Raw genomic sequence first — 9,731 nt, forward strand, 5'->3', positions numbered from 1 at the left:
GGTCAGACCGCCGGTGCGTTGGCGATGGCGTGGTCGATCACCTTCAACGCGGCATCGCGTTCGGCGCCGGTGATGGTGAGGCGCGGCGCGCGTACGCGCTCATTACCCAGGCCAACCTTCTCCTGCACCAGTTTGATCAGCTGGACGAACTTCGGCACGGTGTCCAGGCGCAGCAGCGGCAAGAACCAGGCATACAGCTCGGCGGCGGCATCGGCACCACCATCGCGGGCCAGTTCGAACAGCTTCACCGATTCCTTCGGATAGGCGTTGACCAGGCCGGCGATCCAGCCGCGCGCGCCCATGCTCACGCCTTCGACGATGGCATCGTCCATGCCTACCAGCAGTTCCAGGCGATCACCCAGCAATGAGCGCAGGGCGGCGAAGCGGCGCACGTCGCCGGAGGATTCCTTCACGGCCTGCACGTTGGGGAATGCGTGTGCGAGTTCGGCGATCTGCTCCGGCGAGAAATCGGTCTTGTAGGCAATCGGGTTGTTGTAGAGCATGCACGGCAGGTCGGTGGCGGCGATCACCGCGCGCAGATGCGCACCCATCTCGCGCCAGTCGGTGGAGTATACGTAAGGCGGCAGCACCATCAGGCCGGAGCAACCCAGCGCCTTCGCCTCGCGAGCGAGGCGCACGGCTTCGTCGGTGGAGAGTGCGGCGATGCCCGGGATCACCGGCGCGCGGCCATCGAGCGCTTTCACCAGGGTGCGGATGATCGCCAGCTTCTCATCGAAGCTCAGCGTCGCCGCTTCGCCCAGCGAGCCGAGCGGGACGATGCCTTTGCAGCCGCTGTCGATCAGCGTGCGCGCGTGCTCGGCGAGGAAGGCGTGGTCGACCTGGCCATCGGCGGTGAACGGCGTCGTGATGGCGGGAATCACACCGCGCCAGATGGATGCATTACTCATGATCGGCTACCTCGGTATTCGTCGTCGGAAGAAGGGAAAGTTGCAGCCCCGGCCAGCGTGGCCAGGCGGGCGGGAAACAGCGGCGGACGGCTGCCGCTGCGGGGAAAACGGCCGAGCTCGGCCAGTGCGGTGCCGCAGATGCGCCCCTGGCAGGCACCCATGCCGCAGCGGGTGGCGAGCTTGGCGGCGCGGGCATCGCTGAAGGCATCCAGCTCGCCCAATGTCACGTCCTCGCAGCGGCAGATCAGGGTTTGCTGATCGGCGAGTTTGCGCAGGCGCGGGTCGAGCGCGAAGTGTTTCGTGAGCAGATCGCCGAAGCGGCGTGCCTGATTGCGTTGCGGCAGCAAGGCTGTGGCTGCCTCTGTATTACCGGTAGCCATATGGCCGGCGATGGTGCCTTCGAGCCGCGCCACCGCGAGCCCGCCGATGCCACAGGCTTCGCCCGCGGCATACACGTTGGCGACGCCGGTGCGCAGGAAGGCATCCACCTGCACCTGCGGATGCGCGCCTGGGTAGGTCAACGAACATCCGAGCGCAGACGCCAGCTCGACATTGGGCACCAGGCCGTAACCTGCGGCGAGCAGATCGCAATCGATCGTCTGCGTACCGTTTGGGGTCTCGATCTCCACCACTTGCAGCGCGGTGTCGCCATGGGCATGGCGGACGAAGGAACCGAAGTGGTAAGGCACACCGAACAGCCGCGCGCGCAAGCCGAGCGCCTGCACCGCACGTGCCGGCCAGTGCAGCAGCTGTCGCGCGAAGGCGTGCACCGTCGCTGTCGACGCTTGTTCATAGATGCCTTGCAGCCGTGCACCGTGAGCGCGCAGCGTAGCGGCGGCGGCCAATAGCAGCGGGCCGCTGCCGGCGATCACGACGCGCTTCCCGGCGACCGGCCAACCTTGCTTTGTCAGTGCTTGCAGGCCGCCTGCGCCGGTGACGCCGGGCAGAGTCCAGCCGGGGAAGGGCAACAGCAGTTCGCGCGCGCCGGTGGCGAGGATCAGTGAGCCGTAGGCGAGCAGGTTGGAACCCTGTGGTGTTTCCACACGCAAAGCGGATGCTTCGGCCGCGATCACGCTGTGCTGGGCCAGCCATTCCACGCCATGGAGATGGGCGATGGCTTCGCGTGCGGCACGCGGTGCCGCACGCCGCACATCGTGTCGCCAGACCTGGCCGCCCGGTCGTGCCTGCGCATCGATCAAACCTACGCGAGCACCCTGTCCCGCAGCGGCTTGAGCTGCGGCCAGACCGGCGGGGCCGGCGCCGACGACGAGGACGTCGTAGAGCTCAGTCATGGCTCTGCACCTGCATGCCTTCGCGCACGGGTGTCATGCATGCGCGGACGTGTGCCACACCGTCGATGCGCACGCGGCATTCGAAACACACACCCATGCCGCACAGCGGTGCGCGTGACGTGCCGCCGACCGAGCGACGGAAATGCAGGCTGACCTGCGCCATCGCTGCCGCCACGCTGGCGCCGACCGGCACGTCTACGGCCTGTCCGTTCACGCTGAGGCGAACCGTGCTGCTCATGCGGCCATCCTCGACGGCGCGTATGGCGACGGGTCGATCGCCGGTGGCCGGCTCTGAATCAGGTCCAGTAGCAGGCGTGCACTGCCCAGCGCCGTGGTGACGCCGAGACCTTCGTGACCCGCGGCTACCCATTGATCCGTAGTGCCGGGTACGGCACCGAGGTAGGGGCGGCCATCGGGTGTGGTCGGGCGGAAGCCGGTCCACGCACGCAAGGCTTGCAGGCCACGCAGGGCAGGGATGAAAGAGAACGAGCGTTCCAGCATTCGCTGCAGCATCGCGGGGGACACGGCGGCATCGGTCGCGCTGAATTCGCGCGAGGAACCGATCAGGATCTGTCCAGTGGGGCGCGGCTGTACGTTGAAGGCGACGCTGCTATCCGCATCGCCATGCGCGCTGTCGGCATAGCCCAGTTCGAGCAGCTGGTGGCGCAACAAATTCGGGTAGCGTTCGGTAATCACCAGGTGCCCTTTGCGCGCACGCATCGGCAACTGCGGCAGCAAGGCAGGCAAGGCGCAGCCGGTGGCGACCAAGACGGGGCCGCTCAACGTGGTTCCGTCGTCGAGTTGGGCGCCGCCACGTATCAGCGTTTGCACGCTGCGGCCTGCGTACAGGTGGGCGCCACACGACTGTGCGCGTTGCACGAGATAGCGCGCGACTCTAGGCGGGTACACCACGGCTTCGCGCGGCACCAGCATGCCGCCGCTCATGTTGGGAGCGAGCGCAGGCTCCAGCTCGTACAGGGTTTTCGCGTCAAGCAGATGCGCTTCGACACCCGCCGCGCCGAGACGCGCAACGCGTAGGGCAGCAGCATCCAGCTCGGCCTCGCCACGCGCGACCCACAGCGTGCCGCAGCGGCTGAATTCGGCTTCTTTCAGCTCGGCAAAGGCTTCCCACTGCTGCAGCGAATAGCGCGCCAAGGCGAGCTCGGCCGGATCGTCGTCCATCGCCACCAGGTGACCCATCGCCGCTGCCGTTGCGCCACCGCCGATCGGGCCGGGTTCGACGATGGCAACGCGCAGGCCGTCGGCGCTTGCCGCATCGGCGCAGCTGGCGCCGACGATGCCGGCACCGATCACGATCAGGTCATAGGTGGCGATCGCGCCGCTCATTCGGCGCCGCTGCCCCAGGTGAAGGCGTCGGCCTCGTCGAACAACAGAGTGGAGCGGGCGACCACGTAAGCGGTGCCGGTAATGCGTGGCAGCACGCCGCGCGAACCGGACGTATAGCGACCTTCGAACACGCTGCCCAGGATGCTCTCCTGTCGCCACAGGTCGCCCGGCGCCAGCTTGCCGTCGGCGGCCAGGCAGGCCAGCTTGGCACTGGTGCCGGTGCCGCAGGGCGAGCGGTCATAGGCGAGACCGGGGCACAGCACGAAGTTGCGTCCATCCATGCCAGCCACGGGCGAGTCGGCGTTGATTTCGATGTGATCGATCTCGCCGCCGTCGGCACCGGTGATGCCGTTGGTTTCCAGCGCGCGGCGGATCGCCTCGGTGTAGGTCGTCAGTTCGCGCTGGTGATGAATCTCCAACGGCAGCGGTGTGTCCTTGGTGATGAAGAACCAGTTGCCGCCCCAGGCGACGTCGCCGCTCACGCTGCCGTAGCCCGGCACGTCGATGCGCACATCGCTGGCGTGGCGATAGCTCTCCACGTTGTCGATGGAAACGCGGCCGTCCTCATGCAGCTCCGCGCCCACCACGCCGACCGGTGTTTCGATACGGTGCAGGCCGGGGCCGATGCGGCCCAGATGCTGCAGGGTGCGCACCACACCGATGGTGCCGTGGCCGCACATGCCGAGGTAACTGACATTGTTGAAGAAGATGACGCCCGCGCAGGCGTCTGCCGTTTGCGGCGGGAGCAGCAGGGCACCGACCACGGTGCTGGAACCGCGCGGTTCGCAGGCGATGGCGCTGCGCCACCGATCGAACTCGTGACGGAAGCGCTCGCGCTGCTCCACCAGCGAGCCGGTGCCCAGGTCGGGAAAGCCGGCGATGACGACACGAGTCGGTTCGCCGCCGGTGTGTGAGTCGATCACGTCTATGGTATGCATGCTGCCTATGCTCGCTTTGCACGCATGGGGCGTCTAGAAGCGCTTGGTATCGGTCGATGCGGAAATCAGCACAATGAAAAAGAGCGCACCAGGGCGATGCTGCGGGTGCAACATGGTTTGATGGACAGGTGGGGCCTTTGATGGAAATGAAGATTTCGGCCGATGAGCTCGAAGTGCTGTTTGACGCTTTGCCCGACGTGGTGTTCTTCGTGAAGGACGCCCGCGGCCGTTACACGCACGCCAATCTCACCCTGGTGCGTCGCCTGGGGTTGAGGCATCGCGCCGATATCATCGGCCGCAGTGTGACCGAGCTGTTCCCTCAGGCACTGGGTGGTTCCTACGCAACGCAGGATCGGCGAGTCCTCGAAGGCGAAGTCATCGAGAACCAGTTGGAAGTGCACATGTTCCCCAACCGTGTGGCGGGCTGGTGCCTTACCTGCAAGCGTCCCTTGCGCGTGCGCGGCGAAGTGCGCGGCGTTGTCGGCATCTCGCGCGATCTGGGCAAGCCGGATGGCCGGCATCCCACCTATGTGCGCCTGAGTCGCGTACTCGCCTATCTGCAGGAGCATTACGCCGAAGGCGTGCGCGTGGCAAAGCTGGCGGAACTGGCGGATGTGTCGGTGGCGCAGCTGGAGCGGCATTTCCGCCGCGTGTTCCAGCTCACGCCACAACAGGTGCAGACCAAGCTGCGCATCGAAGCCGCCATGCGATTGCTGAGCGGCGAAGAAAGTGTGGCGGCGATCGGTCTGGCCTGCGGCTTTGCCGACCAGAGCGCGTTCGCGCGCCAGTTCAAGGCGACGGTAGGCATGACGCCACGCGACTACCGGGCGATCGCGACGGCGTCGACGCGCGAGCGGCCGACGTGAACAGCCGCCAATAGAAAGCCCCGCCAGGGCGGAAACCCGGGCAGGGCTGTGTGCAGGGAATCGCGTTCGGCGTAGCGCGGTTTGTCAGTTCACCCACACGCCGACATTGAGATGCCAGCCGTCGTCGCGGCGCTCGTAATGCGGATGCACGTAGCGATAGCCTGGTCGAACCACTTCCCAGTGGCCGCGCACGGGCACGTACTCGCGTCCGTCCCAGCGCCAGTAGCCGCGCGCCCATACGTAGCCCTGGCGCGGCGGCGGCTCATCTTCCACGATCCTCGGCGGGGGCGGTTGCGGGGCAACAACGACTTCCTCCACCACTTCGCGTCGCACGACGGGGCGCTCGACGACGACGGGACGCTCGTGGACAACACGCTCTTCGACGCAACCGCTGGCAAGAACGGTCAAGACGGCAAGAGCAACTAGACGGGTCGACATGGGACGGGCCTCAATGATGTCTGGTGGTGGAAGAGCGCGTGTGGTTCACGCGGTGACACTCTCAAGCATGCTGCCTTTGCATTGGCTTTGGAAAACACACCTGCCTGTCGCAGGTTGTTGCGCGTTCATCGGCGCCAGCCGCCGCCGTGGAAGCGCCAGCCGTTGCCATAACGCACCCAGCCTGCCGGGCGATAGTGATAGCCCGGGCGGGCGGGAATCCAGTAGCCGGTGACCCACACGTGGCGACGCATGTGCGGGCTCCATCGCCAATAACCCGGCGCCCAGGCATAGCCGCGGCGCGGCGGCGGAGCGCGTTCGAAGCGTGGCGGGGGCGGGGCGACGCCGATCTGCACGGCGACCTGAGTGCGTGCGGCGGCCTCAGGGACGTAGGCGGCACTTCCCAATGCCAGGCCAAGTCCAGTCAACACAACGAGTTTGCGGGCGAGTGGATTCATCGACATCTCCTTAGTGACACAACTGCCGTACGTGGCATGCAGGTGGAGAAAACGACGTGAGGCTCGGTGTGTTGACGGCGCCCCGCAGTCCCGTTCAGAAGCCGGTTGGATACGTAGGAGTGCACCCTGCGCGCGATGGGCCTGCGTGAGCAGGGTTGCGTCTTTGTCATTGCTAGCCAATCGGCCCTGCTAGCGCAGGGCTTTCGCGCACAGAGTGCGCTCCTAGGGAGATCAAAGACCGCAGTTCGGCGCGCGTCCGTTGGCGCGTGCCTGCTCGTATACGGGCATCAACTGCTCCGCTTGCTGACCCAGCACTTGCGCGCGGTTGGACGACGACGGATGCGTGGAAAGGAACGCCGGCGGTTTGGAGCCGCCTTGCGCGCCCATCTTCTGCCACAGCGTTACCGCCGCGCGTGGATCGAAGCCCGCTTGCGCCATATAGCGCTGACCCAACGTATCGGCCTCGCTTTCCTGCGTGCGCGAGAACGGCAGCAGGATGCCCACTTCCGCACCGGCACCCAGCGCGGCAGCGGCATAGCCGGCGTTGGTGCCCTGGCTGGCGGCATAGGCCGTGCCCGCCAGCACTGCCGCCTGCGCTGCCATGTTGTCCGACACACGCTCCGCGCCATGGCGTGACACCACATGCGACAGCTCATGGCCCAGCACCACGGCGAGCTGATCCTGGTCGGCAGCTACTTTGAACATGCCGCGATTCACGCCGATGCGCCCGCCGGGCAGAGCGAAGGCATTGGCGCTGTCGTCGCCGACAATCTGCACTTCCCACTGCTGCGTATTCCACGGCGGCGGCAGCACCGCGATCAGCGCGTTGGACACGCAAGTGGCGTAGGCGCGTTCGCGCGGCGCATCCACGAATTTGCCCTGCTTGCGCATGTCGTTGAACGACGTCAGCCCCATCTGACTCATCTGGTTGTCCGACACCATCATCAGCTGCGAGCGGCCGGTGGGCGAGGTGGCGCAGGCGGCCAGCAGCGCGCACAGCGCGGGCGCCACCAGAAGGCGTAATTTCATGCGTGAACCTCCCTGATCAATGTGGCGCGAAGCATAACCTTGCGACCGCCATCGGGGCGTACTCGAGGGGTATGTAAAAGAACGAACGGTCGTGCTATTTTCCCGGCCATGAACGATACCTCCGCCACCGGTAAGCGCGCCGCCACCCGCGGGATGATCCTTGAGCAGGCCTATGCCATGGCCTGCAGCGATGGGTTGGAAGGCCTGTCGATCGGTACCTTGGCGCAGGCGGTGGAGATGTCCAAAAGCGGCGTCTTTGCCCATTTCGGTTCGCGCGAAGATCTGCAGCTGGCCGTGCTGGAGCTGGGTGCGCATCGCTTCATGGCCAAGGTGCTGCTGCCCTCGCTCAAGCAGCCGCGTGGTCTGCCGCGACTGCGCGCCGTGGTCGACCACTGGTGCGACTGGGGCTACACCTACCAGCGAGGCTGCGTGCTGCTCTCCGCCGCCAGCGAGTACGACGGCCGCGATGGCGCGCTGCACGACGGCGTGGTGCGCCAGCAGGCCGGTTGGCGCGACGAACTGCAAAAGTCGATTCAACTGGCGGTGGAGGAAGGCCACCTGCGCGACGACACCGAGCCCGCCCAGCTCGCGTTTGAGATCTACGCCTTGATGCTCGGCCTGCACCACGATGCCGGCCTGTTCGGTTTTGCGGAGGCGCGTCGCCGTACCGACGCCGCCGTCGAACGCCTGTTCGCCAGCTACCAGCCCTGACCCCACAGGAGCAACGCTCATGCCACGCACGCACCGCGCCACCCACAGCAAACACCGCGCCACCACCATGCTGAAACTCAGCGCCGTGCGCGCCAGCTTCGCCCTGGGCGGCCGGCTCGCTCCGCAGCGCACGGTGAACCGCGCCGCGCGCCTGTTCGCCACGCCGTTCGCTAGTAGTCGCACGCGCGCGCAATCGGCACAGCACGATCCCGAGATGCGCCAAGGCGAACTCCAGGTCGGCGGCGAAACCATTGCCACCTATGTGTGGGGCGATCCCACGACGCAGCCTTACGCGCTGCTGGTGCATGGCTGGTCCAGCTTCGGCCTGCGCTTCTTGCCTTGGGTTGAGCGCCTTCGTTCCTTGGGCCTGGCCGTCGTCACCTTCGACCAGCCTGGCCATGGCCGCAGCAGCGGACGGTTGTGCACGCTGCCGGATTTCATCACCACGATTCGCGCCGTCGGCCAGCACTTCGGCAACGCCGCCCTGGCGATCGGCCATTCTCTCGGCGGTGCGGCATTGGCGCTGGCGCAGAGCGAAAGCTGGCTGGCGGAACGGCTGATCCTGATTGCGCCCGCCGCCGATATGGAAGCCGCAGCCGGACGTTTCCTGCGCTTCGTGCGTCTAGGCGAACACCTGCGCGGCTCTTTCCTTGCCTGGCACGAGCGGCGCACCGGCGTGCGCGTGGCCGAGCTGCAAGTGCATCGTCATCTGCCGGCACTGGGACAGTCCGGCCTGGTCGTACACGATCTCGACGACCGCGACGTGCCGTGGGAAGAGGGCGAACGGTACGCCCGCTACTGGCCCGGTGCGCGTTTGCTCACCACCCAGGGCCTGGGTCACCACAAGGTGCTCGATGCACCGGAGGTCCTCGATGCGGCGTTCGCTTTCTTGCGCGGCGAGACGGTGGGCGATCGCGTGATAGCCACGCCGAACCTACCGTTCGGCGTGGCTTAGTAGGAGCGCACCCCGTGCGCGATTGGGGGCTCGGTAGAGCCCCCCCGAGAGCATCCCTAAACGCCAGGCTCTGCTCACAGCATCTTGTTCAGCACCCCATTGCGCAGCGCGAAGTGATGCTTGAGCGCCGCAGCGATATGGAGAACGACAAGCAGCAATAGCGCGTAGCAGCCGAATTTGTGCAAATCGAACCAATGATCGGTGATGGGTCCCTCGCCGTACGGCGTGGGAATATGGACCAGGCCGAACAGACTGTAACCGTCCGGCACCATCACAAAGCCGCTCACCAACACGAACGCCGTGAGTGCGTAGATCATCGAATGCACGACATGGGCCATCGCGTGTTGTACCCGCGGAATCGTTTTGATTTTCTGCGGCTCTTTGCGGAAAAACGACCATAGGTAGCGCACGGGAAAGAGCAATATGAGACACGACGCGAGCGACATATTCAGCGTCGATAGGAAATTAAACAGCGCGCGATTCGTAATGAAATGCAGCGAAATTCCGGCAACCATCGTGTACAAGATGATCGCCGCGAAAATCCAGTGCAGTGCTCGGGTGAGCGCATCGTACTTCTTCGGGCGCGATGCGGGAGACGGGTGCTGGATAGCAGACATGATCGGGTCCTCAAGGCAAAACGGCCGCAATGGAGTGCCGCGTCTAATATTGGGATCGATTTTATTCTGCGGGGAAGGAAGCTGAGAGCAATCTCAAAGAATGCTCAAATCCAAATACCTGTAGGAGCGCCCCCTGTGCGCGACAAACCGGCAGGACTGCCGGTTTGTCGCGCAC

At 65.7% G+C, this 9,731-nt stretch carries 12 protein-coding genes; 3 read left to right on the forward strand and 9 right to left on the reverse strand.

Annotation, left to right across the window (positions count from 1 at the left end; translation table 11 throughout):
- Positions 1 to 2: 2 nt before the first annotated feature.
- Genes OUZ45_RS11595 through OUZ45_RS11615 form a run of 5 tightly spaced genes read right to left on the reverse strand, consistent with a single transcriptional unit; the run spans position 3 to position 4,485 of the window.
- Positions 3 to 908: a dihydrodipicolinate synthase family protein gene (locus OUZ45_RS11595; protein ID WP_266170238.1), complete on the reverse strand. Its 906-nt coding sequence runs from the start codon at positions 906 to 908 to the stop codon at positions 3 to 5.
- Positions 905 to 2,200 carry an FAD/NAD(P)-dependent oxidoreductase gene (locus tag OUZ45_RS11600; protein WP_266170240.1) on the reverse strand — a complete coding sequence of 432 codons (1,296 nt, stop codon included), beginning with the start codon at positions 2,198 to 2,200 and terminating at the stop codon, positions 905 to 907. Before OUZ45_RS11600 ends, OUZ45_RS11595 begins: the two co-directional genes overlap by 4 nt.
- On the reverse strand, positions 2,193 to 2,438 hold the full coding sequence (locus OUZ45_RS11605; protein ID WP_266170241.1) for a (2Fe-2S)-binding protein: 246 nt from the start codon (positions 2,436 to 2,438) through the stop codon (positions 2,193 to 2,195). Before OUZ45_RS11605 ends, OUZ45_RS11600 begins: the two co-directional genes overlap by 8 nt.
- The gene (locus tag OUZ45_RS11610) at positions 2,435 to 3,547 is read right to left on the reverse strand and encodes an NAD(P)/FAD-dependent oxidoreductase (protein ID WP_266170243.1); all 1,113 of its coding nucleotides are present in this window, start codon (positions 3,545 to 3,547) and stop codon (positions 2,435 to 2,437) included. The genes OUZ45_RS11605 and OUZ45_RS11610 overlap by 4 nt, the downstream gene beginning before the upstream one ends.
- On the reverse strand, positions 3,544 to 4,485 hold the full coding sequence (locus OUZ45_RS11615) for a 4-hydroxyproline epimerase (RefSeq protein ID WP_266170245.1): 942 nt from the start codon (positions 4,483 to 4,485) through the stop codon (positions 3,544 to 3,546). The genes OUZ45_RS11610 and OUZ45_RS11615 overlap by 4 nt, the downstream gene beginning before the upstream one ends.
- A 140-nt stretch (positions 4,486 to 4,625) precedes the next feature.
- Between OUZ45_RS11615 and OUZ45_RS11620 the strand changes: the two genes are divergently transcribed.
- A complete protein-coding gene (locus OUZ45_RS11620; protein WP_266170246.1) occupies positions 4,626 to 5,351 on the forward strand; it encodes an AraC family transcriptional regulator in 726 nt (241 codons plus the stop codon).
- Between the two features lie 84 nt (positions 5,352 to 5,435).
- On the opposite strand, the gene OUZ45_RS11625 is transcribed toward OUZ45_RS11620, so the two are convergent.
- The 3 genes from OUZ45_RS11625 to OUZ45_RS11635 form a co-directional block, all read right to left on the reverse strand.
- Positions 5,436 to 5,789: a YXWGXW repeat-containing protein gene (locus tag OUZ45_RS11625; RefSeq protein ID WP_266170247.1), complete on the reverse strand. Its 354-nt coding sequence runs from the start codon at positions 5,787 to 5,789 to the stop codon at positions 5,436 to 5,438.
- Positions 5,790 to 5,914: 125 nt separating this feature from the next.
- A complete protein-coding gene (locus tag OUZ45_RS11630) occupies positions 5,915 to 6,244 on the reverse strand; it encodes a hypothetical protein (RefSeq protein ID WP_266170248.1) in 330 nt (109 codons plus the stop codon).
- Between the two features lie 231 nt (positions 6,245 to 6,475).
- Positions 6,476 to 7,273, reverse strand: a complete 798-nt coding sequence (locus tag OUZ45_RS11635; RefSeq protein WP_266170249.1) for a M48 family metallopeptidase — start codon at positions 7,271 to 7,273, stop codon at positions 6,476 to 6,478.
- 108 nt (positions 7,274 to 7,381) lie between these two features.
- Here OUZ45_RS11635 and OUZ45_RS11640 point away from each other — a divergent pair, with 108 nt between their 5' ends.
- A complete protein-coding gene (locus tag OUZ45_RS11640) occupies positions 7,382 to 7,984 on the forward strand; it encodes a TetR/AcrR family transcriptional regulator (protein ID WP_266170250.1) in 603 nt (200 codons plus the stop codon).
- Between the two features lie 19 nt (positions 7,985 to 8,003).
- Positions 8,004 to 8,939 carry an alpha/beta hydrolase gene (locus OUZ45_RS11645; protein ID WP_266170251.1) on the forward strand — a complete coding sequence of 312 codons (936 nt, stop codon included), beginning with the start codon at positions 8,004 to 8,006 and terminating at the stop codon, positions 8,937 to 8,939.
- Between the two features lie 74 nt (positions 8,940 to 9,013).
- Here OUZ45_RS11645 and OUZ45_RS11650 read toward each other — a convergent pair whose 3' ends face one another.
- Positions 9,014 to 9,556 (reverse strand): cytochrome b, encoded by a 543-nt coding sequence (locus OUZ45_RS11650; protein ID WP_266170252.1) that lies wholly within the window; start codon positions 9,554 to 9,556, stop codon positions 9,014 to 9,016.
- Positions 9,557 to 9,731: the final 175 nt, after the last annotated feature.

Origin of the sequence: Dyella subtropica, assembly GCF_026283965.1 — a bacterium.
GTDB lineage: Bacteria > Pseudomonadota > Gammaproteobacteria > Xanthomonadales > Rhodanobacteraceae > Dyella_D > Dyella_D subtropica.

Bases quoted from the DNA above. Each gene is read 5' to 3' on its own strand.
- OUZ45_RS11625 (WP_266170247.1), bottom strand. From the start codon at position 5,789: ATGTCGACCCGTCTAGTTGCTCTTGCCGTCTTGACCGTTCTTGCCAGC.
- OUZ45_RS11600 (WP_266170240.1), bottom strand. From the start codon at position 2,200: ATGACTGAGCTCTACGACGTCCTCGTCGTCGGCGCCGGCCCCGCCGGT.
- OUZ45_RS11650 (WP_266170252.1), bottom strand. From the start codon at position 9,556: ATGTCTGCTATCCAGCACCCGTCTCCCGCATCGCGCCCGAAGAAGTAC.
- OUZ45_RS11595 (WP_266170238.1), bottom strand. From the start codon at position 908: ATGAGTAATGCATCCATCTGGCGCGGTGTGATTCCCGCCATCACGACG.
- OUZ45_RS11645 (WP_266170251.1), top strand. From the start codon at position 8,004: ATGCCACGCACGCACCGCGCCACCCACAGCAAACACCGCGCCACCACC.
- OUZ45_RS11620 (WP_266170246.1), top strand. From the start codon at position 4,626: ATGGAAATGAAGATTTCGGCCGATGAGCTCGAAGTGCTGTTTGACGCT.
- OUZ45_RS11610 (WP_266170243.1), bottom strand. From the start codon at position 3,547: ATGAGCGGCGCGATCGCCACCTATGACCTGATCGTGATCGGTGCCGGC.
- OUZ45_RS11630 (WP_266170248.1), bottom strand. From the start codon at position 6,244: ATGAATCCACTCGCCCGCAAACTCGTTGTGTTGACTGGACTTGGCCTG.
- OUZ45_RS11640 (WP_266170250.1), top strand. From the start codon at position 7,382: ATGAACGATACCTCCGCCACCGGTAAGCGCGCCGCCACCCGCGGGATG.
- OUZ45_RS11605 (WP_266170241.1), bottom strand. From the start codon at position 2,438: ATGAGCAGCACGGTTCGCCTCAGCGTGAACGGACAGGCCGTAGACGTG.
- OUZ45_RS11615 (WP_266170245.1), bottom strand. From the start codon at position 4,485: ATGCATACCATAGACGTGATCGACTCACACACCGGCGGCGAACCGACT.
- OUZ45_RS11635 (WP_266170249.1), bottom strand. From the start codon at position 7,273: ATGAAATTACGCCTTCTGGTGGCGCCCGCGCTGTGCGCGCTGCTGGCC.